This is a genomic window from Streptococcus sp. 27098_8_70, assembly GCF_041432215.1.
Taxonomy (GTDB): Bacteria; Bacillota; Bacilli; order Lactobacillales; family Streptococcaceae; genus Streptococcus; species Streptococcus oralis_CP.
Map to the genome: position 1 here is coordinate 46,325 of NZ_JAPVZD010000005.1, position 22,418 is coordinate 68,742.

30 protein-coding genes and 3 pseudogenes are annotated in these 22,418 nt (G+C 40.1%); 7 read left to right on the forward strand and 26 right to left on the reverse strand.

The features are described from left to right. Positions 1-133: 133 nt before the first annotated feature. A complete protein-coding gene (gene rpmF / locus O3655_RS08160; protein WP_000290417.1) occupies positions 134-316 on the forward strand; it encodes a 50S ribosomal protein L32 in 183 nt (60 codons plus the stop codon). Positions 317-331: 15 nt separating this feature from the next. Then, positions 332-481, forward strand: coding sequence for a 50S ribosomal protein L33 (gene rpmG, locus O3655_RS08165; protein WP_001265622.1), 150 nt, complete (start codon positions 332-334; stop codon positions 479-481). A 448-nt stretch (positions 482-929) separates the two neighbouring features. On the opposite strand, the gene O3655_RS08170 is transcribed toward rpmG, so the two are convergent. The 6 genes and pseudogenes from O3655_RS08170 to O3655_RS08195 all read right to left on the reverse strand — a co-directional run bounded on the left by O3655_RS08170 (position 930) and on the right by O3655_RS08195 (position 4,244). Then, positions 930-1,979, reverse strand: coding sequence for a DUF389 domain-containing protein (locus tag O3655_RS08170; RefSeq protein ID WP_000126416.1), 1,050 nt, complete (start codon positions 1,977-1,979; stop codon positions 930-932). Then, the gene (locus O3655_RS08175; RefSeq protein ID WP_001253404.1) at positions 1,976-2,299 is read right to left on the reverse strand and encodes a potassium channel family protein; all 324 of its coding nucleotides are present in this window, start codon (positions 2,297-2,299) and stop codon (positions 1,976-1,978) included. Before O3655_RS08175 ends, O3655_RS08170 begins: the two co-directional genes overlap by 4 nt. A 13-nt stretch (positions 2,300-2,312) precedes the next feature. After that, the gene (locus O3655_RS08180; RefSeq protein WP_000397556.1) at positions 2,313-2,654 is read right to left on the reverse strand and encodes a hypothetical protein; all 342 of its coding nucleotides are present in this window, start codon (positions 2,652-2,654) and stop codon (positions 2,313-2,315) included. Continuing rightward, positions 2,636-2,881, reverse strand: a pseudogene (locus O3655_RS08185) (TMEM175 family protein); the annotation flags it as partial. The gene O3655_RS08180 and the pseudogene O3655_RS08185, both read right to left, overlap by 19 nt. Before the next feature lie 398 nt (positions 2,882-3,279). Beyond that, positions 3,280-3,618 (reverse strand): Cd(II)/Zn(II)-sensing metalloregulatory transcriptional regulator CadX, encoded by a 339-nt coding sequence (gene cadX, locus O3655_RS08190; RefSeq protein WP_000711083.1) that lies wholly within the window; start codon positions 3,616-3,618, stop codon positions 3,280-3,282. A gap of 11 nt (positions 3,619-3,629) precedes the next feature. Beyond that, a complete protein-coding gene (locus O3655_RS08195) occupies positions 3,630-4,244 on the reverse strand; it encodes a CadD family cadmium resistance transporter (protein WP_000250556.1) in 615 nt (204 codons plus the stop codon). Between the two features lie 28 nt (positions 4,245-4,272). Here O3655_RS08195 and O3655_RS08200 point away from each other — a divergent pair, with 28 nt between their 5' ends. Then, positions 4,273-4,458: a hypothetical protein gene (locus O3655_RS08200; RefSeq protein WP_009013804.1), complete on the forward strand. Its 186-nt coding sequence runs from the start codon at positions 4,273-4,275 to the stop codon at positions 4,456-4,458. 286 nt (positions 4,459-4,744) lie between these two features. Here O3655_RS08200 and O3655_RS08205 read toward each other — a convergent pair whose 3' ends face one another. The 16 genes from O3655_RS08205 to O3655_RS08280 form a co-directional block, all read right to left on the reverse strand. Beyond that, a complete protein-coding gene (locus O3655_RS08205) occupies positions 4,745-4,957 on the reverse strand; it encodes a hypothetical protein (RefSeq protein ID WP_000710706.1) in 213 nt (70 codons plus the stop codon). Positions 4,958-5,023: 66 nt separating this feature from the next. Further along, positions 5,024-5,215, reverse strand: coding sequence for a hypothetical protein (locus tag O3655_RS08210; RefSeq protein ID WP_000177340.1), 192 nt, complete (start codon positions 5,213-5,215; stop codon positions 5,024-5,026). Further along, a complete protein-coding gene (locus O3655_RS08215; protein WP_000542381.1) occupies positions 5,216-5,503 on the reverse strand; it encodes a hypothetical protein in 288 nt (95 codons plus the stop codon). It abuts the gene before it with no gap. 113 nt (positions 5,504-5,616) lie between these two features. Then, positions 5,617-5,844 (reverse strand): hypothetical protein, encoded by a 228-nt coding sequence (locus O3655_RS08220; RefSeq protein WP_009013763.1) that lies wholly within the window; start codon positions 5,842-5,844, stop codon positions 5,617-5,619. A gap of 72 nt (positions 5,845-5,916) precedes the next feature. Continuing rightward, on the reverse strand, positions 5,917-6,132 hold the full coding sequence (locus tag O3655_RS08225; RefSeq protein ID WP_000043341.1) for a hypothetical protein: 216 nt from the start codon (positions 6,130-6,132) through the stop codon (positions 5,917-5,919). A gap of 75 nt (positions 6,133-6,207) precedes the next feature. Continuing rightward, the gene (locus tag O3655_RS08230; protein WP_000780387.1) at positions 6,208-6,390 is read right to left on the reverse strand and encodes a hypothetical protein; all 183 of its coding nucleotides are present in this window, start codon (positions 6,388-6,390) and stop codon (positions 6,208-6,210) included. Positions 6,391-7,007: 617 nt separating this feature from the next. Beyond that, positions 7,008-7,619 carry a 30S ribosomal protein S4 gene (rpsD, locus tag O3655_RS08235; RefSeq protein WP_000092756.1) on the reverse strand — a complete coding sequence of 204 codons (612 nt, stop codon included), beginning with the start codon at positions 7,617-7,619 and terminating at the stop codon, positions 7,008-7,010. Between the two features lie 202 nt (positions 7,620-7,821). Next, the gene (locus O3655_RS08240) at positions 7,822-8,856 is read right to left on the reverse strand and encodes a HAMP domain-containing sensor histidine kinase (RefSeq protein ID WP_308697339.1); all 1,035 of its coding nucleotides are present in this window, start codon (positions 8,854-8,856) and stop codon (positions 7,822-7,824) included. Continuing rightward, positions 8,853-9,551 (reverse strand): response regulator transcription factor, encoded by a 699-nt coding sequence (locus tag O3655_RS08245; protein ID WP_007519337.1) that lies wholly within the window; start codon positions 9,549-9,551, stop codon positions 8,853-8,855. The genes O3655_RS08240 and O3655_RS08245 overlap by 4 nt, the downstream gene beginning before the upstream one ends. Before the next feature lie 80 nt (positions 9,552-9,631). Continuing rightward, positions 9,632-11,719, reverse strand: coding sequence for an SSURE domain-containing protein (locus O3655_RS08250; protein ID WP_308697338.1), 2,088 nt, complete (start codon positions 11,717-11,719; stop codon positions 9,632-9,634). A 156-nt stretch (positions 11,720-11,875) separates the two neighbouring features. Then, positions 11,876-12,541, reverse strand: a complete 666-nt coding sequence (locus O3655_RS08255) for a TrkA family potassium uptake protein (protein WP_001283887.1) — start codon at positions 12,539-12,541, stop codon at positions 11,876-11,878. Between the two features lie 13 nt (positions 12,542-12,554). Then, a complete protein-coding gene (locus tag O3655_RS08260; RefSeq protein ID WP_000897923.1) occupies positions 12,555-13,934 on the reverse strand; it encodes a TrkH family potassium uptake protein in 1,380 nt (459 codons plus the stop codon). A gap of 33 nt (positions 13,935-13,967) precedes the next feature. Further along, a complete protein-coding gene (locus O3655_RS08265; protein ID WP_000615016.1) occupies positions 13,968-14,732 on the reverse strand; it encodes a nucleoside phosphorylase in 765 nt (254 codons plus the stop codon). A gap of 284 nt (positions 14,733-15,016) precedes the next feature. Next, on the reverse strand, positions 15,017-15,640 hold the full coding sequence (locus tag O3655_RS08270; protein WP_308697337.1) for a TetR/AcrR family transcriptional regulator: 624 nt from the start codon (positions 15,638-15,640) through the stop codon (positions 15,017-15,019). A gap of 39 nt (positions 15,641-15,679) precedes the next feature. Beyond that, positions 15,680-16,762 carry an ABC transporter permease gene (locus O3655_RS08275; protein ID WP_308697336.1) on the reverse strand — a complete coding sequence of 361 codons (1,083 nt, stop codon included), beginning with the start codon at positions 16,760-16,762 and terminating at the stop codon, positions 15,680-15,682. Position 16,763: 1 nt separating this feature from the next. Continuing rightward, the gene (locus O3655_RS08280) at positions 16,764-17,480 is read right to left on the reverse strand and encodes an ABC transporter ATP-binding protein (RefSeq protein ID WP_308697335.1); all 717 of its coding nucleotides are present in this window, start codon (positions 17,478-17,480) and stop codon (positions 16,764-16,766) included. A 230-nt stretch (positions 17,481-17,710) separates the two neighbouring features. Between O3655_RS08280 and O3655_RS08285 the strand changes: the two are divergent. Next, a pseudogene (locus O3655_RS08285) lies at positions 17,711-17,845 on the forward strand (low temperature requirement protein A); the annotation flags it as partial. 62 nt (positions 17,846-17,907) lie between these two features. Here the strand turns inward: O3655_RS08285 and O3655_RS08290 are convergent. Together O3655_RS08290 and O3655_RS08295 are read right to left on the reverse strand one after the other, a co-directional pair. Beyond that, positions 17,908-19,143 carry a carbohydrate-binding domain-containing protein gene (locus O3655_RS08290; protein WP_308697334.1) on the reverse strand — a complete coding sequence of 412 codons (1,236 nt, stop codon included), beginning with the start codon at positions 19,141-19,143 and terminating at the stop codon, positions 17,908-17,910. 284 nt (positions 19,144-19,427) lie between these two features. Then, positions 19,428-19,991, reverse strand: coding sequence for a sugar O-acetyltransferase (locus O3655_RS08295; RefSeq protein ID WP_042901942.1), 564 nt, complete (start codon positions 19,989-19,991; stop codon positions 19,428-19,430). 176 nt (positions 19,992-20,167) lie between these two features. On the opposite strand from O3655_RS08295, the gene O3655_RS08300 reads away from it, so the two are divergent. The 3 genes and pseudogenes from O3655_RS08300 to O3655_RS08310 all read left to right on the forward strand — a co-directional run bounded on the left by O3655_RS08300 (position 20,168) and on the right by O3655_RS08310 (position 21,122). Continuing rightward, positions 20,168-20,476: a rhodanese-like domain-containing protein gene (locus O3655_RS08300; RefSeq protein WP_308697333.1), complete on the forward strand. Its 309-nt coding sequence runs from the start codon at positions 20,168-20,170 to the stop codon at positions 20,474-20,476. A gap of 9 nt (positions 20,477-20,485) precedes the next feature. Beyond that, positions 20,486-20,851, forward strand: a pseudogene (locus tag O3655_RS08305) (rhodanese-like domain-containing protein); the annotation flags it as partial. Next, a complete protein-coding gene (locus O3655_RS08310; protein WP_000450169.1) occupies positions 20,826-21,122 on the forward strand; it encodes a rhodanese-like domain-containing protein in 297 nt (98 codons plus the stop codon). The pseudogene O3655_RS08305 and the gene O3655_RS08310, both read left to right, overlap by 26 nt. Before the next feature lie 222 nt (positions 21,123-21,344). On the opposite strand, the gene O3655_RS08315 is transcribed toward O3655_RS08310, so the two are convergent. Next, complete coding sequence (locus O3655_RS08315) at positions 21,345-21,602, reverse strand: metal-sensitive transcriptional regulator (RefSeq protein ID WP_002880547.1); 258 nt, start codon at positions 21,600-21,602, stop codon at positions 21,345-21,347. A gap of 206 nt (positions 21,603-21,808) precedes the next feature. Further along, complete coding sequence (locus O3655_RS08320; protein ID WP_042901941.1) at positions 21,809-22,351, reverse strand: DUF3592 domain-containing protein; 543 nt, start codon at positions 22,349-22,351, stop codon at positions 21,809-21,811. Positions 22,352-22,418: the final 67 nt, after the last annotated feature.

Here is a 22,418-nt window from a genome sequence, read left to right on the forward strand (position 1 = left end):
GATTACTAGCTTCTAATTTTTTTATCTTTTTTTGTCAAGTAACTTTACTTTACAAAAAAAATGTGTTATCCTAGTATGGTTGATGAAAATCACTAGATTGAATCGAATTTAAATACCTAAAGGAGAAAAGAAAATGGCAGTACCTGCACGTCGCACCTCAAAAGCGAAGAAAAACAAACGTCGTACACACTACAAAGTAACAGCTCCATCTGTAAACTTTGACGAAACTACTGGAGATTACTCACGTTCTCACCGCGTATCACTTAAAGGATACTACAAAGGACGTAAAATCGCTAAAGCTGCATCAGCTGAATAATAGAAGGGAGATACCATGCGCGTAAATATCACACTTGAACACAAAGAATCTGGTGAACGCTTGTACCTTACTTCTAAAAACAAACGTAACACTCCAGACCGTCTTCAATTGAAGAAATACTCACCAAAACTTCGCAAGCACGTAGTGTTTACAGAAGTTAAGTAGGGGTTCAATACGAATCAATACATAAGAAAAACGCTGATTTAAAGCGTTTTTTCTTTTTGCCAAATGCGATATATTGCACTGTATTTCAATCCAAACTCTACCTTTTTCTCTACCTTTTTTCTTAAGACCTGGTTTGGAAAGTATGAATTTCAGTTGGACTAAAAACAGCGTAATATCAAGACTTTTCTCCGCTTTTATAAAAGCGTTTTTCCAATCAAATTCAACTAATTTTATCTAAATGGTGTGGATTTTACCCCCAAAATTACAGAGAATGGAGCTGATAAACACTAAACGTTCACACCATTAGTTAAATGATTTTTTTCATCATTTTTCTTAGATGATAGAACTTCTAATTTATTTCTTATTCAAGCAAAAACAACCTGCTATAAGTAAGAAAGAGGAAGATACAAGAAAAACACGGCGTAAAAACCGATTCAGTTCATTGTCCTCAATCCTTGTCTGCTTCATTTTCTTTTACGAGATCGTTTTGTGAATCTTTTTCAGAGAGTTTTTGATCAATATACTTGTCAATGTTTTCATAAAATTCCTTGGTCGCTTCACTATCTAATGTTGGCGAGTTCTGAACTTGATTCACTTTCAATTGAACAGATTGAATACCGTAAGAGGCTTGTTTTTGGTGGAGTGTTTCTAATTCTTCTTCTGAAATCGGATCTCCAACAACCGTCAAGACCAATTCATTGTTACTTGACTTGTAGACTTGATTAATAACCGTATAATTGGCGAACTCTTTTCCTACAAACTGTTTGATCCCTTCTTTGCGCGCTTGTTCTATTGTCAGAGTAACTGCCGAATAGCTAGCTGGAAGAATCAACAATACAATCAAAGAAATCAAGCCAATTCTCATTTTAATGCTCAGCTCTTTAAATGAAGTTAAAGGAGATTTTCTCATCAAAATTCTTGTTCCAACAATGTTGGCTAGCATGATAAAGACACAGTTGATCAAGAAAAGATAGAGAGCCCCCAATAAAAATCGTACATTCCCATTAGCTAAACCATAGCCAGCAGTACAGATAGGCGGCATCAAAGCTGTAGCAATGGCTACTCCTGGCACGATATTGTTTGCTTCTTTTTTCCTTGAACCGATCACACCAGCAATCCCACCAGCAATAGCAATGAGAACATCCCAAATGGTTGGAGAGGTTCGTGCGATCAACTCGCTACTTGCATAAGACAAGGGAGAAATCCAGAAATACAGAGTCGAGACAAGCAAACTGACCAACACTTGAGTCAATAAAACCTCTAGAGATTGCTTGATTAAACGCGTATCAAAAATAGCTAAACCGAATCCCAGTCCAACAATCGGTGTCATGAGAGGTGAAATTAACATGGCTCCAATAATAACAGCTGTTGAATTCATATTTAGACCGATAGAGGCAATAAAAATTGCACACATCAAAATCGCTGTATCTCTCAATCGAACATGAAGGTCATCGTATAATTTCTCACGGTATTCCCGTGTTGAATAATTGGCAGTCATTTGTCCTCTCCTCTTTCCTTATTTAAATCGGTATAATAATTAATAATAACAGCTGATAAACAGCCAAAAAATATGAGCCCATAAATCGTCAAGAAGACACTGGTAATCCTTCCAATCAAGGTCACAGCTAGGAGATCCCCGTAGCCGACAGTCGTCGAAGTCACAAAAGCATACCAAAGACCGTCTCCGTAATTTGTGATAGCAGGTTCAACTAGGAAAAGCACGCCTCCTGACCCAAAAACAAAGGTCACAAAACTCAGAGCAAACCGAGTAAAACCCGTAACCTGTATAATATGCCATAACATTTTTAAACGTCTCATTTGTTCTCCTTATTCATACTAGCTCCTGACCGAGCCGTTTTTTCCAATAATCAAAGTGAAGATAGGACATGATCTCCATCAGAGAAAGATAGACAAACTGATAGATCTGATTTAAGCTGATTATCAACTGATATTGTTTGAAAAATGACTGGAAGAAAGACCAGATATGACTGTCTTGAATCAGTCCCTTCTTAACATCAGACAGGATATTAGCTAAAGCTCCCAAGGACTGAAACGGTAAATCCTTGACATTTATATAGATCCGGTCCACCACATCATTCAGACTGGTATCTTGGATGGCATGAAATTCTCCAAAGAGAACTCCTGCCGCTCCAAGAGTAGAAACAAATTCCACCAAATAATTTCTGAGGAAATTTTCTCAACCTTTTCCCATAATGTGTTTAGTGCCATCCATAACGATCCCAACCAGAAAAAGGAAAGAAAATAAGCAAAGAAATTTTGCCGTAAATCCCAAAAAGCTTGAAGACTTGGTGTCGTTGGTTTTTCTAACTCTAAAATCAAAATGGTCATAATAATTGCTAGAACAGCATCTGTCAATGCAATTAATCTATCTTTCTTCATCAGATTACGTTGCCTTTCATTTTGTAGTATTCTATCTCATCGTATAATATTTATTAATCTTAAATATTGGATAGTCACTTCATATTTTGAGTACAAACAAGATACACTAAAAAGCATGTATCTGTCATATTTTATTTAACTTTAGAAATATTCATCCATCTAATCAATAAATATATCATATTTCACAATAAATGACTACTATCAAAGATACATTTTCTTTCAGATTTCTCCCTTTTAAACTTGGCTAACTTGACCTGCATTACCTAGGTCGCTTTGCTTTAAATTATACTTTTTTCTTAAAGATTTGCTACGAGTAGTCTTTCATGTGAGTAATTTTTATCAAAAAATTTCATAGATAAGTCCTATATATAATCATGATAAAGTAGTAAAAATAGTTGTTATCCTAGTTGATTAAAAAAGTCTTTGATTTCCTCATCTTTTATAAAATAATATATAATTTTCCCCTCTCTTCTAGTATCCAAGATGTTTTGATTGGCTAGTTTACGAAGATGGTGGGAGGCAGATGCCATACTGAGATTTAGTAAACAGGCTATATCACAGACACAGAGTTCTTCAACAGCAAGGAGATAAAAGATGATATTTATCTGTTTATTATCGGTAAACTTTGATAAAATACGAAGTGATTTTTGGACTTTTTCCTTTTCAAGGTAGTTCGTTGCGGTTGTAACATTTTGCTGATTTATAATATTCACTTGGCAGATACTATCTTTTTTCATAATTTTTTCTCCTAGCCGAACACAGTCCTTAGCATGTTAAAGCTGTTGTTTTCAATCAGGATATACATCCCCAGTCCTAAATAAACAACGGCAATAAACCATCTGCTATATTTTTCCAAAGTTTCTCCAACAGAAGGGACTTGTGCCAATTTTTGGGCAGAAAAAACCAAGAGATAAATCATGACTAGAAAGGTAAGTAAAGCCACTATCAAATTCGCTAAATTTAAGGTAATAAAATATGGGACAAAAACACCAATATTGTCAGCACCACAACTTGCAAAAGTAATCATAGCGACTAGAAAAATCAGGTTTTTATTATCTTTGCGCAAACCATCTTTTGCAATAGCTTCTCCATCAGAATCTCCTAAAAGCAAAACTTTGAGTCCTAGGAAAATTGGAATCAAACCGAGCAAACCTAAAATCTCTTTACTAGGAATATAATTTAAGACAAATGCAAAAAGTAAACTTAGCAATATTAGACTAACAGAGCCTAGAAATTGTCCTAAATAGATGTTAATGATGTCTTTTCTGCTTTTTCTTTTGGCAAAAAATAACATTAGGATAATAAGTAAGTCTACGGCTGTCCCAGAATACAGGATTATTGAAGTAACAACATTTTGAACCATAAAGCACCTCATTCAAATATATTTTTGAATGTATTTTAACATTAAACTTTGTAGATGTCAACTTCAGCTCCATCAAAATATAGATAAGAAGGTAGTGTCCCAAACATTAAAAAGCCCTGCCATCGAAATGATAGCAGGGCTTAACTTCAATATCCAGATGATATATTTATCTAAAAAAGGTAGAGTAAAAGGTAGAGTTTTTATTGATTTGTAGTGCGATATAATGAGTTTCCAAAAATCAAAAATCGCTTAAAATCAATATTTTGACATCTATTGACGTGTACTGAAACCCTTACTTAACCTCTGTAAGGATATAATTACGGTACCAGTATATCATAAATAATAACAAAATCTTGACTTTCCGAAAAATAAGTATTTTCCGGAAAAATATCGAAATTAAATCAAAACTAAAAATATCTCATACATTTGAACTGCACCCCAAAAGTTAGACAGAAAAAATCTAACTTTTGGGGTGCAGTTCATCAAAGGTGCTTTTCATTTTAAAAAACTTGTGGAAAAACTTCATCCCATATATCTACTAAGCTTTTCCCGTCAAATACTTTAGCTTCCATAGCTTCATCAATTGTATCAAACTGCTGACCTTCATAATCATAACCAACTACACATATACTCGATAAAAAGCAAGCACCTCGGCTATTATAATTAAATTCAAGATCTTTGTCTAAATATTTTTTAATTTCATCCTTTTTCATATAGGACCATCCCAACTAAAACAATCTCAACAAACAAGATTTTTTCCTTAGATTCTATTCCCACTACTAGCTTTCTATGATGCTGACGATTTCATCTTCAAAATATTCATAAAGAGTTCCATCAACATCTACCAGCAAGGAGTCAATCTCCTCGTCATTGTCAGAGGCGTCACAATAGTCTTCTACAAATCCTCTAACTACCGCGCCATTTTTTAACGTGATAATTACATCTGTACGGTTAAATTTCCAGAGTGTCATTTAAATATTCCTTTCAATATTGGCTAATTGCTTTGCTTTTTCGTAGTAAGGTGTTAAGAAATCGATAAAACCTTGTTTGTCGCTTGGATCATGTTCCTCTAAAAATATCATCAACTCAAAGTCATTGAGAGCGTCAAACATTTCAGAGTTTTCATTATCCCAAGCCTCGGAAAATTCCGCATCTTCTCCAAAAAGAGCGTTAAACGTAAAGGAAAAATCCCAAAAATTATCAATCTGACCACTGACTGTTTGCTGGAGCATGTCTAATACTTGTTGACTATAACCCATTACCCTTCCCCTCCTAATAAGAACGTTGTAGCATATTGAGCTACGTTCCAAAAATTTAACAGACAAAATCTAATTTTTGGGGTGCAGTTCATTCATCAAAGATGATTTTTATTTTAATAATACTGCACTTCAATTCCATCCATAATTTCTACTAAAGTGTTATCGTCAATTTTTAGAGAAATCAGATCAATGAATGATGATACCTGGTATTCCTTATCTCCAATCACCACTACAATATCATGAACAGAATTAGGAAAAATCCCACATACTTGACCATTATAATCAAAAGAGGCATCCCAACCATTGTCATATAACTCTTGTAAATCATCTAATATTGCCATATAAACTAAATCCTTTTCCATAGTGTTTTCTTTCAAATAAGGCAGGTAAAAGCACCTAGATTGTTCTAAGTCCTATGAGATTGTTTTAATCGAGACAATCTCACTCTCAAAGAGAGAAATTTCAGTAGCTTCATCTGGACTAGGATTAGCAATGAGAATAGTGATTTCATCTTGCTCATCATTGTCCATTTCGTCAACAAAGTCTATGACACGTCCCTTGATTATCTTATCGCAATTAGTGACTATCTGAACCCTTGATCGAAGATACTTCCAAAGCTGTTTACTCATTTATTTTCCTCTCTGCTATTTTTTCGATAGTTCTTATACTTTTTATAGTTAGTCGATAAAATCGCCTAGGTTGAACTAAGCACTAATAATTTTGATTTTCTTGATAATATCTTCAGGATATGAGCGATCACCTATAACTATTTCGTCAGGACCATCTAAATCATAACCGTCAAACCAATCAACCACCCTACCCTTGATGGAGGTCCCATCTTCTAAAATAAGGCGAACATTTTTATCAACATATTCCCATAATTTCATTAAGTTCCTTCTCTCTAACATCGGAACAATATGACCCAATATTAGTTATTTACTAATGGCTTTTAGTTCCTGTTAAAAGCATTATAGCACACCTTACTTGCTAAAGTACAACAAGCACCCCATTAGACTAACCTGCTACTTTGCTTTCTTGTAAAAATGTTGTATACTTAAGTAAATAAAGGAAGTAATCTTGTTCCCCCCTGTCTACTATGTGGTCGGAATGATGGTTACTTCTTTTTTCCCCCTTACTATCTCAATAGCCTTGTATTTAAAAGTTTTTTAGGCTATAATTAAATTAACGAATAGAGGTTTTCCATCTCCCCTTGAAACAGATCTTTCTGCGGTAGGAGGTGGGACGCCTCTATTTGTTTTTTAAGTCAAAATGATGTAAAATTAATTCAAGAAAGAAGTGTGGTTTTCCCGCCTAAAAGCTCTATAGCTGTGGGAGGGTCACGCTTCTTTTTACCTCTCAAAAGAGAACGCAAAAAAAGCCGTCTCATTCTTTGAAGCAGCAATGAAATCAATCTAGCAAATATCTAAGCAAACCCAGAAATCAACCTTTTAAGACAAAGCAAAAAGCCCACTGTTGTAGGCTTTCTGTAAGATATTTCTTAAAATTAAAGCATCTTGTTGTAGAATTCAACGACAAGTGCTTCGTTGATTTCTGGGTTGATTTCGTCGCGTTCTGGCAAGCGAGTCAATGAACCTTCCAATTTTTCAGCATCGAATGATACGAATGCTGGACGTCCAAGAGTAGCTTCTACTGCTTCAAGGATTGCTGGAACTTTCAATGATTTTTCACGAACTGAGATTACTTGACCTGGAGTTACACGGTATGATGGGATATCAACGCGTTTTCCGTCAACAAGGATGTGACCGTGGTTTACGAATTGACGAGCTTGACGACGAGTAGTCGCAAGACCAAGACGGTAAACAACGTTATCCAAACGACGTTCCAAAAGAAGCATGAAGTTGAAACCTAGGATTCCGCCTTTGATTTTTGTAGCTTGTACGAACAAGTTACGGAATTGTTTTTCACCTACACCGTAAGTGAAACGAAGTTTTTGTTTTTCAGCCAATTGCAAACCGTATTCTGACAATTTAGAACGGTTGTTTGGTCCGTGTTGTCCTGGTACGTAGTTACGACGTGCCAATTCTTTACCTGTACCTGTAAGTGAAAGGCCAAGGCGACGAGCTTGTTTCCAAGATGGTCCTGTATAACGTGACATGTGTATGTCCTCCTGATATAAATAATATTTCGGTGGAAATAGTCACTTAGAAAGCCCTGATTCGTGCAGATGCCCTTCGCCTAAACAGCCAAGGTTACTTGTCATAAGACACCTGTTGACGAGCTTCATGCTTTCCTGCTGCTATTTCACACAAAGGCTATTGTACCATGAAAAGCTAGATTTGTAAAGGGATTTTACGCCTTTATTTCAAATTAAGGCTGAATGTAAACTTGCTTCCTAAGCCATATTGACTTTCTGCTGTGATTTCGCCACCAAGCTGATGGGCTAGTTCGCGTGCAATCGCAAGACCTAAGCCATGCCCGCCCGTCTTCATATTGCGCGAAGTTTCCACACGATAAAGTCGTTTAAAGATCTTTTCCAAATCTTCAGGAAGGATCCCCTGACCCTCGTCTTTCACACTGATTGTCAGCTCTTCTTCTGTTAATTGGGCAAGAACCTCGATTCTGGTTCCTGGTTCTGAATATTTAAAGGCATTGTTTAACAAATTGACCAGAATACGAGAAAGTTTGTCAGAATGGCTCTTGATTTTCGCGGACTCAGGTGACACTTGAATGTAAACATCTCGCTCCTCTTGTTCAATCTGGAGTTGGAATTCACTCATTGACTCAATCAACAGCTGATCTAAAAAGACCTCTTCGACTTCTTCGTCAGCAATTTCTTGAGGTTGTGTATTAAGAGTCAAAACATCCAATTCCTCCACTAGCTTGTTTAGACGCTCAGTTTGCCGACCAATCGTGGTTAAGTAGTGGAGCCGTTCCTCTTCCTTAATCACTCCATCTAGAATTCCCTCCACAGTAACCTGAATGGAGGTAATGGGAGTTTTAATATCGTGAGAGAGCTGCGCAATCATCATTCTCTTTTCTTGCTCGCTCTCATCAAGTGATTGAAAGGTAGCCTGCAAATTGTGGGACATGTCATTAAAAGCCTGGCCCAGCTCTTGAAATTCTAATGGGCCCTTGGTTTCAATTTCTGTGCTGAAATCCTTGCTTGCTATATCCTGAGCTTGTTTTTTCAAATGTTTCAGAGAAGAGAACACAGGCGACAAAAGAAAGATGCTCACTGCAGCGCCAATGAAACTAGCAATCAAGGTCATTCCAACCAGAAAGTAAACTTCACTTTTCTCGATCAACATTCGTTGGACTGCCCAGAAAACGACCAAAATCGTTAGTAGAGTCGACACTAGATACCCCACTAAAATATAGTTTTTTAATTTCATTTTCTACCTCTTGGTTTTTCCATCTTATAGCCCAAACCCCAGACAGTTTTGATAGCAGGAGCATTTGAATTTGTATACTTAGTCAACTCTTGCCTCAAAGCATGGATATGAACATTGAGTGTATTGGTGTCATCCACATAGTCCTCTTGCCATACCTTCTCGTAAAGTTCCGTCTTTGAAAAGACTCTCTCAGGATTGCTGGCTAATACCCATAGAAGTTCAAAGGATTTTACTGTCAATTCCAAAGGTTGATCCCCAATGCGAACCTCATGAGTCACATGGTTGATTACCAAGTCACCAAACTCGATCTGTTCGGTCTCTCCTCCGCGGCTAAGGCGACGCAAGATATTATTCACTCTTAAAACCAATTCGCGTGGGCTAAAGGGTTTGACTATAAAATCATCTGCCCCCAAACTTAAGCCATAAATCTTATCCTGTTCGCTTGTCTTAGCAGTTGTAAAGAGGAAGGGTTGATCCGGAGCGATATACTGAACTTCACTGATAAAATCATAACCGTCCATATTGGGCATCATGATATCTGTGATAATGAGGTCGATAGATTTTTTTCTGAAAAGCTCTAAGCCCTCCTTACCATCATGGGCGACCAAAACATCGTAACCTGCCTGTATAAGATAGCGGTTTTGAATATCTAGAATATCTATCTCATCATCAACCAGCAAAATCGTCTTTTTCATCTGACACTCCTTCGATAAAAACAGTGTTATACTTGCTTTAGTATAACACTATTTTCTCTAATGTTTAAATGATTTGAATCTTAATCTTCTCGTTTGGTTGTCAAACCCAAAAGTCCAACAAGACCTGCCAAGGCTAGACCAAAGATACCAAGGCCAGCTGTAGCCGTTTTAGCCTCCCCAGTATTTGGTAGCATCGCTTTATCATCTTTTTTCATCATATTAGCCATTGGGCTAGAAGCTGGTTGATCGACCTTCATATCTGACATATGGTGATTTGTACCCATCATACCCTCAGTCGTACCTGTAGAGCCTGTTTCAGAAGGCTTCGTATTCATCTGACCTTGTTGAGATGGTATTGTCGCCATTTCTTTTCCACGAAGTCGAATCGTTACTTGACGAGTTGCGATAAGATTGGTCAAATCTGGTTTGCCATCTTTAGAACCATACACTTTGACAGTAGCTTGGTAAGTGTGAGTGCCATTGGCACGAAGTTGGTCTAGAAGGGCTTGTCCTTCTTTGCCTGTCGTGTTGCCATTCAAATCCACTTCGTAGAAATATTGGCCTTTAGCCAAGCCTTCAAGTGGCAATAGAGCAGGATTTTTAGCTGAACCATTATCTGACCATGGAGCTTTGTCTGAGGTTTTTAACAAGAGGCGAGTCAACATACCATCTCCACCAAAAGCTTCGTATGGAATAACTTGGTTGACACCGGCCAAGAAAGGTCCAGGAACCTTAGCCTTATCAAGGTAGCTAGCTGGAACATCAATCATGTCTTTGACATTGTTAACAACAGACTCTTTAACCTGACTTGGTGTGGTCAAACCATTCAAATTAACAGTCAAATCTTTAGTCGCTACCAGATTAGTTAAGTCAGGTTTGCCGTCTTTTGCACCGTACACCTTGATGGTTGCCTTATAGCTTTGAGTGCCGTTTTGTTTTAAGAGGTCAAGTAGCTCTTTATCTGATTTTCCTTGGGTGCCTGCCAAGTCTACTTCGTAGAAGTAAAGGTCTTTGCCCAATTTCTCTACTGGTGGGAGAGCAGGATTTTTAGCTGAGCCGTTGTCTGACCATGGAGCCTTGTCGGATGCTTTCAAGATAAGGCGAGTTAACATGCCATCACCACCAAAAGCTTCGTATGGAATGACTTGGTTGACACCAGCTGTAAATGGACCTGGGAAATTGGCCTTGTCAAGGTAGCTAGCTGGGACGTCTACTGTATCTTTGGTGTTGTCAGCCACACCTTTTTGGACTTCAGCTGGAGTGGTCAAACCATTCAAATTAACAGTCAAATCTTTAGTTGCTACCAGATTAGTTAAGTCAGGCTTGCCGTCTTTCGCACCGTACACCTTGATAGTAGCTTTATAGCTTTGCGTACCATTTTGTTTCAAAAGGTCAAGCAGCTCTTTGTCAGATTTGCCTTGGGTACCTGCTAAATCCACTTCGTAGAAGTAAAGGCCTTTGCCCAATTTTTCTACTGGTGGAAGAGCGGGATTTTTAGCTGTTCCGTTGTCTGACCATGGAGCCTTATCAGAGGCTTTCAAGATCAGGCGAGTTAACATGCCGTCTCCAGCGAAGAATTCATATGGAATGACTTGATTGACACCAGCTGTGAAGGGACCAGGGAAGTTAGCCTTGTCCAAGTAAGTGGCTGGGACATCTACTGTGTCTTTGGTGTTGTCAGCCACACCTTTTTGCACTTCAGCTGGAGTGGTCGCTGGTTGCGCTTCACTGACTTCACGGTCTTGTCCAGAAACTGTAGACGCAGGACTTTCCACAGGTTTAACTGCATCTTCTGTTTGTTTCTTAGAGTCAGGTTGTGCTTGCACTTCTTCTTTTGGCACTACTGCAGGCTCTTTAGCAGTTGCGTCCGCTTTTTCTGAAGAGCTTGTGGTATCCACACTTGCTTTAGGTGTTGGAATAGACTGTTCTGAAGGAAGAGCTACATCGACTGCTTTTTTGAGAACCTCTGCTGGTAAGTCGCTCTTTTCACTCACCGAAGCAGCGTCTGGCACGACTTGGGCAGGAGTCGGATTGACGACATCAGCACGCGCAGAACTTGGTTGACCAACTAGGACAAAGAAGCCACTAGCCACAACAACTGAAGCAACGCCTACACTGAGACGGCGAATAGACCAACGAGTATATCTCTGATTTGGATTGAATTTCATAGGATTCTCCTTAGAGTTTTCTTTTTTTGATGACTCTAGTATAATCTCCTAAAATTAAAAAGGATTAAGAAAAAGTTAAAATTTTTCTTAAATCCCTCTTATAAAATACTTATATTGACTCGTTAATTATTAGGAAAGAGAGTAGCCTTTCCTCTCCTACTCACTCAGTTCAGCTAGGGTGTCCAAATGTTGGTTATTAATGACTGCCATGATGTAGGCATCTGCCTGCAAGAGGTCATTGGGTCCGAATTGGACATCCAGAGGAGCATTTTCGTAGGAACGAAAACCAAGTACATTGAGGTTGTATCGCCCACGTAAATCCAACTGACTGAGGCTTTTACCTACCCATGATTGGGGGATTTTCATCTCGACAATCGATACATTCTTGTCCAGCTGAAAGACGTCTACGCTGTTATGAAAGAGGATGGTCTGTGCTAATGAGCGCCCCATTTCAAACTCTGGTGAGATGACTGCGTCTGCACCAATTTTTTCCAACACCTTTTTAGCCGTATGGCTTTTGACCTTGGCAATAACGGTCGGCACTCCTAAACTCTTGCAGTGCATGACCGCAAGAACACTGGACTCCAGATTTTCACCTGTTGCGACGACTACGGTATCACAGGTGTCAATCCCCGCTGATAGAAGGAGTTCTTCATCCGTGATATCTCCAACTACTCCACGCGCCAACACTGATTCAAATTGATTAATGCGTTCCTCGTGGTCATCAATAGCAATGATATTCATGTCATGCTTGGCTAGGGCAGCCAAAACACTGCTCCCAAAAATTCCCAAGCCTAAAATTCCAATTGTCCGATCTGACATCGTTTTTCCTTTCTTATCCGATAGTGATATCTGCCTTCATATAGTGAATCGTATCTTTCTTGTCTGGCTGGTATTCCGCTACACTGACCAGTAGTGTCAAGGGACCAATACGGCCGATAAACATCAACAACATAACGATACTGAGGGCTAACTTACCTAACTCTGGTGTTAAATTTGCCGTCACCCCAACTGTTGCAAGGGCTGAAATGGTCTCAAACATGAGGTAGATAAAGCGCGGATTTCCCTCTGCTGTTATCCCTAGTAGGATCAAGCCCAGCAAGAATGTTAGCAAGAAGATAATAAAGACACTGAAAGACTTTTGTACGGTTCGGGGTTCAATGGTCCTCCGAGCCACATTAGCATGAGGCAAGCCCAATAGTTCACTGCGAGCAAAGACCAACAAGACAAAGAAGGTCGTAATCTTGAGCCCGCCTGCTGTCCCTCCAGGTGCCCCGCCCAGAAACATCTGCAAGATGTAGATCAGTAAGGTAACTGGTCTAGCCTGGGTGTAGTCAATGGAAGCAAAGCCTGCCGTTCTCATACTGACTGTCTGGAAGAAACTAACCAGCAGTTTCTCTGGAGCGCTGAGATTTCCAATCGTCCCAGGATTATTCCACTCAATTAAGAGAGTCGATACTGTTCCAAAGAGCAGAATTCCCGCCGTTAAAAAGAGAACCAGCTTGGTATGGAAACGCAGGCGGCGTTTTTTCTTCTTCCCAAACTGGGTCGCTAGGTCAAACCAGACCATAAATCCTAGACCACCAGTGATAATCAAGCCTGCAATCACTAGATTGATCAAGGGATCCGTTTGAAAGGCTACCAAACTCGTACTTCCAAAATTATCAAATCCAGCATTACAGAAAGCTGAAACAGCCAAAAAGATAGAGGTTAGAATCCCTCGCCCCCAGCCAAATTCGGGGATAAAGCGAAAACTCAAGAGAAAGGCACCAATTCCTTCCACCAAAAAAGTCGTCAGAAAGATTGAGCGGATGAAGTCCTTTAGAGACTGGGTTTCTCCATAACTGAAACTTTCTTGAATAGTCTCACGACCACGAAGGCTGAGCTTTTGCTTGCCTTGGATATAAAAGATTCCGATAAAGGTCATGAGCCCCAAACCACCAATCTGGATCAAAATCATACAGATCAACTGGCCCCAGATATTATAAGTCGAAGCCACTGGCAGAGTGAAAAGCCCTGTCACACAGACCATGGACACGGTCGTAAAGAGATGGTCAAAGTAGGTCGCTTGTGACGTTTCTGCTTGCACAAAGGGGAGACTTAAAAGGAGAGAACCCAAGAAGATTACTAGGGCAAAACTTAAAAAGATGCGACGGGCTGGCGACAAGCGTCCCAGTATCGTCTTGATTTTTTCCAAAAAAGATTTGAATAACATAACTACATTCTACCATAAAAACAGTCAGAACACTCACATGTGGTGCACAATGGCAAGACAGAGTTCGAGTGCCTTATCAAAAGCTTCTGAGCCCCAGTCACGACTGTCGTAGTTGTCCAGATCCGCTAAGGAATCTGCAGTAAAGAGCAATTCTCCCCAGACAACACCACGTAGCTGAGCCACTGCCGCAAGAGCCGAGCACTCCATTTCCACAACAGCGCAGCCTTCTTCCTTGCGATAGGCAACCTTTTCAGCCGTCTCTCGGTAAAAACCATCTGTCGTCCAGGTCATAACTTCCTCATAAGGAATGCCTCTTTGCTCCAAAACTTGCTCAATGGCAGAGACAGCCTCAATCTGCATCTCCATATAACGAGAAGGCGCTACATAATGGTAGCTGGTCCCCTCATCTCGCAGAGCGCGAACAGGGACGAGAAAGGCATTTTCCTCTATATCGGCTAGGACGCCACAGGTTCCAGTGGAAATGATTTGCTCCACACCATAGCCAATCAACCAATCCATAAACTGGGCAGCTGGGGCAGAACCCACGGGCGCCTGGGTTAGACAAATCGTCTCACCCTTGTAGTTGATGACATAGACTGGATAAGCCTTGGTGGCAGAAACGAACTCACCAACACAGTCCGCTCCTGCTTCCTGAGCGTAGCGGTCAATCTCTTCCTCCAAAAATGCATAGATGCACTTTTTTGGCAACTTTAAGTCCAATCCCTCATGTGTTGGCATAAGGACCGCCTGGGGATTGTCATCAAACTCCAAAATGGGAATCGCATGTTTCTGAATCATAGCCCACCTCCTCTAATTTTGTACTATTGTATCAAAAGCTGACGAAGTGTCAAGGAGTTGTCTTTAGCAAGCCAGAAAACTCCTCTTCCATACATTTAAGAAATCGTTGCTCTGCTGGAGAGGTCGGTTTCTGTTTTAGTAAAGTGATTGAGAACTATCACCAAAATAGCAAATTCAACAATAAAAAAGCACGAATCTGCATCAGGCAATATATACCCTTTTATATTATCTTGTGCAAGAAGCCAAACCAATAGAATCTAGCCTCCATTTTGTCTAGGCCTACTCTATTTCCACAAAGCACCCAAAATCTGTTTTTCTAATAAGTCTAAGTCTTCCTCTTTTATTTCTCCATTGTCGCTAACGACATAAAGCTGAGCGAAGTAAGCAAACAATGGACCAACACAAATACGAACCATTTGAGGAATCGTTAACTCTGGATTTACACGTGGATCTGCCAGCAATTCCTTATGAAGTACTCGAAGTTTATCTTGAATAGCATTCCAGATAAAAATCTGTTCATTTTTTAGTTTTTTATTTGAAAAACTCTCCTGCAGAATGATTTTCATCAAAGCACGATTTTTTTTGAGATAGCTCATACGATCATGGACGAGATAACGAACCCTCTCTTCTGTCGTTTCAAAAGCTAAGAGTTCCTCAAAAAAACTACCGAAAATGCCTGGGACTACAGGATGTAAAATAGCCGTCAGTAGATCATCCTTCGTCTTAAAATACTTAAACAAAGTTGCCTGGCTTAGTCCAGCACGCTCAGCTATGTGAAGAGTTGAGGTCCCATGGTAACTCCTGGTTGATATGAGATCCACTGCTGCCTGCATGATTTTTTTCTTTCCTTGAGGGTAATTCGCTTCTTCTAAGTAATCTTCAAACGATTCAAAAACAGTCTTATCCATCTAATCTTCACACCTTTTTAGCATTATTTATGTTGATTTCTAAACTTTACGATAACGACGCAATCCAACAATATTGAGAATTGTTAAAATGATCAAGAAAATCATTAAAACACCAAGATTTGACAAAATATCACCAAGATTGTGCCCGTAAAGAATAATCTGGCTTATTGCATCACCAGAATAGGTTAATGGCAAAAATTTCCCCACAGTTAGAGCCCATTCTCCCATGGATGACAATGGAATAATTCCTGAGAAAAAAAGTTGGGGCATAATCACGAGAGGAATAAATTGCATCATTTGGAATTCTGATTTTGCTAGAGTAGACAAGAGAATTCCAAAAGCTAGTGCTACAAGAGCCAGTACCACATTAACTATTATAACATTTAAAATACTTCCTACAACTTCTACATCTAGTAGCCAAATTGCTGCTAAAACGACAACTGCCGTTTGAAAAATCGCAATAATACCGTAAGACAACATATAGCCATAGACGATTTCAGATCGTTTCACTGGTGTTGCTAACAAACGTTCTAGTGTTCCACTGGTGCGCTCTTTCAAAAGCGCCATACCTGAAATCAAAAAGACAAAGAAGAAAACTACAAAACCTATCAAAACCGGAATCATACTGGTAAAGAAGCTTGTATTTTCATCTCCATACTGGTAAGACTCCTTGATTTCTGGTATTTTTGCGTCCGAGTCCAATTGTGGAAGAGCTTGTTTAACACGAGATACTAACTGATCGGTGCCTTCACTGGCGATACTTGTCCGTAACACTTGTCGTATCATAGAGGTCTTGGAGGCATCTGTGTTTGCGTAGTCGACCTGATACTCACCGTCTTTATAAGAAATCACAGCATCGACTTTTTCATTTGCTAGCGCTTCTTTGGCTTGATCTAAGTCTTGATAAGTCTCGACGTCCACATGATCGAGCTCATCCATTTTCGTTACCAAACCAGTTGGTAGATCCTGTGTTGCTAACTTGACATTCACGGTTGTACTAGCTGAAAACATGAGATTCATCAACCACATGATAAAAACAGGTGCTATAAACATCAGGGCTAGAGTTCGTTTGTCACGAAGTAATTCTTTGATGACTTTTTTTGCAATCGCTATTGTTCTCATTTTACTCACCTTCTGCTTTTAAAAATACTTCTTCAATACTTGAAGCTTGATAACTTTCTTTTAAGTGTTGCGGTGTATCAAAAGCAATGATTTTTCCGTCTAATAATAAGCCGACCTTATCCGTCAACTCTGCTTCATCCATAACATGGGTAGTAACTAATATCCCAACCCCATTGTCTCTAAGCGCGAATAATTCTTTCCAGATTTTCTTTCGAAGAGAAGGGTCGATTCCAACTGTCGGTTCGTCCAAAATCAAGAGTTGAGGATTTCCTAACAGCGCGATAGCAAGAGACAAACGCCGTTTCATTCCTCCAGAATAACCAGATACCGCCTTGTTTAAGTAGTCTGTCAGATCTACTACTTGAGCTATATGAGCAATTTCCGCCTTTAGGTCTTTTTTAGAAAGCCCCTTTAGCTGACCAAAAAATTCCAGATTTTCTTGGCCTGACAAGGACTCGTATAAAGCATCTGATTGGGCCATATAGCCAATATCTCCTAAAATATAGCGATTGGGCATTGTGTGATTTAACACTAAAGCTACGCCTCCATCAGCCTTTTCCATTCCTAACGTAGTCTTAATCATAGTTGATTTACCAGCACCAGACGGACCAATTAAGCCTATAATTTCTCCTGGCTGTAATTCAAAGCTGACATGATTCAGAACTATTTGATGGTCAAAAGATTTTACTAAATCTTGTAAATGTAGTAATGTTTTCATTTACTTCCTCCTTGGTGAGTGGGTACTCACTTTTTAAATCACAGAAGCTATTATAGTGAGTAATCACTCACTTGTCAAGAGAAAGGGTTAAATTCTTTAAAAAAATAAAACACCAGATTCGTATCTGATGTTTATAATGCACATGTCTTATTTCTAAAAATGTTTTTGAACTTCCTCTCTATACTCCGAAATGGTCTTTCCTGTCCACTTTTTAAAGGCCTATTCTTCCTCTACTTTTCTCAGCCAATCCTACCATCGTCATTGCTATCGCCACTCTAATGACCTTGGCGATGGAAATTCATTTTACTCATTTTTATATGAAACAGACTAAGAAATTTTCAAGACCTAATTGGGAGTTGTTTTAGCTACAATCCATCTCTCAAACACAAAAACTCTCCCTTCTCTTTCGAGAAAGGAGAGTTTTTGTTTATCCTTGTCCGCCAGGGGCTGGACCTCCGCCTTGAGGGCCTCCATTTGGTCCACCACCTCCAGGCATAGAGTTGACGATTTCCGTTTGTTTTTCGCCGTTTAGATAGATATCTCCACCTGTGTAGGTCGCTGTTCCATCAAAGTCAAATCCTGTTTGACCAGTCATTTTAATGGTTCCGCCTGTGACCGTCACGTTCCCGTTTGAGTCGATTGGGTCTGTGTCTCCTTGGCCGACTTCTACTGTCAGGTTCCCACCGTTCATGGTGAAGAAGATTTCACTCTGTTGGGCATTTTTGTTGGCTGCATTAACCCCATCATCTGTCGAATAGATGGTAATGTCCCCACCGTTGATAGTGATTGACTTACCTTCAAGTCCTTCTGTCGAATTCTTGACGGTGTAGGTACCACTATCGATAACCAAATCACCTGATGCGTGGATGCCATCATCTCCTGCTGTGACGGTGATGTTGTTGTTGGATAGGTACATGGTTCCGACTGAAGTATCCTCGTCATTGTCCACCTTTACGCCATCTTCCTGGGCATCGATAGTCATGGTCGTACCAGTGATGTTGAGTTCATCATTGACATTAAAGGCATCGCCAACTGCTGTGATGTTATAGGTTCCACCCGTGATGTGGAGGGTGTCGTTGGCCTTGATACCATTGTTTTTCTTGCCATCTACATTGAGAGTTCCTTTCCCGTTGATGGTCAAATCCACCTTAGAAAAGAGAGCTGCGTTTGCTTTTTCGTCGCTGTTAGAGCTTGAGTCAGAGAGACTGTTGGTGGTTCCCTCTGCTAAAGTCAAGTAGACATGGCCAGCTGATGTCGCAGATATCGCTGCATTGGTATTGGTCATGGTCGCTCCTTTTAGGACTAGATGAACATCTGCAGACTTATCTACCTCGACCTTGATTTGCACTCCGTCAGACTGACCTGAAATCACATAGGTTCCAGATTTTGTGATGGTCACTGTTGATTCAGAGACTGTCACCCCATCTCCAGACACGTTTGCAGATGAGCCAGATAACTCAATCTTAGAAGCTGTGCTTTCATCATAAGAAATATCATAGTCCTTCTCTGTAAAATAAGAAGTTTGATTTGTTTTTGTTGCAGTAGTTGTTGCATTATTTGTAGTTGCCTTGGTATTAGATGTAGTTGTTGACTGGGCACATGCTGCCAGCAGCACCATTGCCGTTAAACTCGTTGCGAGTAGGGTCCATTTTTTTGATTTCATACCTTTTTCCTCTCCTTCGTATGATATAGCTAGACAGTCTACAGAAGATTCCTGAAACGAAACTAAAACTTTTCTGAAAGTTTCCTTAAATTTAGTTTGGATTAGATTTCGCCTAGTAATTTTTAGAAAGGACTGCTAAAAACAATTTTTGAACGCTAAAATACCTTTAATAGATTTTTTAAACCAAGATTCCCCAGTGCGATATCTCCTTGACCAAGAAAGCCAAAAAGAAGAAAAATTTATAAGACTAAAGCTCATAAAAAGAACAGCCCAGGCTGTTCTTTTTAGTTTTCTTTTACTTGGATTTCCTTGATAACACGCGCAGGATTGCCAGCTAGGACGACATTGTCTCCAAAGGACTTGGTAATCACGGCCCCCGCTCCTGCCACCACGTTATTTCCTAATGTCACCCCAGAAAGGACAATAACCCCACCTCCAGCCCAGAAATTATCTCCAATGGTGATGGGCTTGCCGTATTCGACCCCTGAATTGCGTTCATGCGGATCCAGTGGATGGAGTGGGGTTAAAAACTGACAGTTGGGGCCAAGCATAGCGTTGTTCCCAATGCGAATCGGACAAACATCCAGCATGGTCAAGTTCCAATTAGAATAAAAATTTTCCCCTAGATGGATATTGACCCCATAATCGACCACCAGACGTGGATTGACATAGAGATTTTGCCCAGTTGAGCCAAACCAAGTCTTGATGATTTCAGCTCCCTTCAAGGGATCCTCTTCCTTGTTAAAGGCAGCCTGTTTTTGGCGAGAAGCCTGCGCCAAGACCCGTAATTCTGGGTCCGACGGACGGTAAGGCTCCCCTGCTATCATTTTCTGGTATTCGCTAGCCATCTTATCACCTCATACTTACTTTGGCCCCATCATATCAAAAAGCCTCCGAAAGGTCAAGAATGGCCTGCTTTCTAGACTCTCGAAACGAATCCCTCTCCTAAGTCAAAACAACTTGCTTGACAAAAGCTTGACTTCATGGTTTAATATACCCCATAAGGGTATATGTGGAGGTGCCTATGTTTCACTTATTATTTACAAAAATTGACAATATTTCTACCAGCGAGTTAGAAGCTAAACTTAAGGAACCGATTCAGCTACTGGATGTTCGGACGCCTATGGAATTCCGTAGAGGTCATATCAAAAATGCCAAAAATGTTCCTTTAACGGAAATCGGTTCTTACACACCAGCGACAAAAGAAACACTCTATGTCATTTGTCATTCTGGTGTACGAAGCAAACTAGCTGCGAAAAAGCTTAAGAAAAAAGGCTACGATGTCATCAATGTCCGAGGCGGTATGAGCGCTTGGACAGGTAAGGTCATCTAGAAGTATAAAATAATTGGCTACACAGCCTTGAACCTTATCGAAGGTCTGAGCGACAATATCCAAGGTGTCCGCTCGAAGACGATCTGACTAAGGGCAAATAATCCCTAGATGTGCGGACAAGTGGCGAATTTCAGGGGAGCTACCCAAGGTCGATACCATCCATAACCCCTAAATGAACTAAGGGAGATCTTGGGTGAACCAGACAAGAACCAAGCCTACATCCTTAGCTGCCACAGCGTTTTGCGCAACTATATCACAGAGCGTATCCTCCAGCAGGCAGGATTTGCCGTCCAAAACCTTGATGGCGCTTATTCACTATATAAAATGGCTAATCCAGAAGGAGTCGAATATGGAAACGAGTATCAGCATGGCTGACTTTTATGAAAAATACCTAAATGAAAATCTAAACCTTATCGATGTACGTGAGGTGCATGAATTCCAAGCAGGACATGCACCAGGAGCAAGAAATCTTCCGTTAAGTACCTTGGAGCAAGGTTACAAAGAACTCAAACCTGACCAGGAATATCATGTCATCTGTCAAGGTGGAGTCCGTTCCGCATCTGCTTGTGAATTTCTAAGCGCCCAAGGCCTCACCGTTATCAATGTAGAAGGTGGTATGAATGCTTGGCCCGGTCAAGTAGAATAAGCAAAAAACCGATTAAGGAACTTAATCGGTTTTTTCATTTCTGCAACCCACTGATATAGGGCTCGTAGCCCGTCGCTTCTAAAAAACGAAACACATTGATGGTATCTAAAAAGAGGTTTTCTCATTGGTATTGGGGGAACTCATCCGTTTGTCTGACATGATTTTTTTATCGAAATAGACTTAAATGACTTTGTCTGCATTGTTTATCAATAGCAAATTAGTTTACTTCCGTTTAATCAGGTATCGGATGGCCTTTTCTAGGCGTTCCTTTTGAGCCTCGGGGTCATCTAATGGTTGGTTGATGCAGTCAGTGAGATTTTCAGTAATGATCATCTCAATCACGCGCTCAACGCTAGATTTCACTGCTGTCAACTGCGTAACAATATCTGCGCAGTCACGATCTTCTTCAATCATCTTTTGAATCCCACGCAACTGGCCCTCTGAACGTTTCAGGCGTGTGATATACTTTGAGTTTGTCATTAATTTATCCTTGGTCACTTTTTCTTCATTATATCTCGAATAAGGGGCTTTGTCAAAATTCACTTCCTGTCTGTATTTGTAGGAGGCAACCTCTCCTCTGTATCAGATAGAAAAGATAGGTGAGCATGAAAATGGAAAAGAAACTCTGTCCTCCTTGAAGCTTGATGGGAAATAAAGTTGCCCATTAACCAACTGACTTTTATGCCTTATATCTTGGACAAAAAGGCAAGGATCACTATCCCATAGACTAGGACTAGAGCCAGACCAAATCCGATACCAAACCACTTGTAAAACTTGTCCATCCCGCTGTAACGTTCGACATAGGCCCTGTTCGGCTTGTCTGGATCGTACCAGACCGTCAGCTCCGAATGAAGGGGGAAATGGGTCTGCATCAATCGTTTGAAGGAAACAAAGGAGTTGCTGTAGCGAGTGATCGAAGACGCTAGCATATCTTCTCTTGTATAATCATTTGAAACTTTAGTAGGACCCCACGGAGTCGTGACCGTTTTGAACATAAAATACTGCAAGGTTTTCTTATAAGTAATCCCATCCACCGTGTATTCGACGATAGGTGGATACCCCTCACGAAAACGGCTATATCCGATAACTGTTCCCTGTACGGATGACTGGGCAAGGCGGACCAACTTCTGATCTCGAAGATAGAGGTAGAGAAAGGTCCCACATACAAATACAAAAGATAGGAAGATGACGATGATCCCAACTATCAAACCAATCACTTCTTTATTCATATGAACTCCTCCTGTTATTCTATAGAATAAAATCCCAAAGAACTCACTCGTCCAGAATCGGTATCGA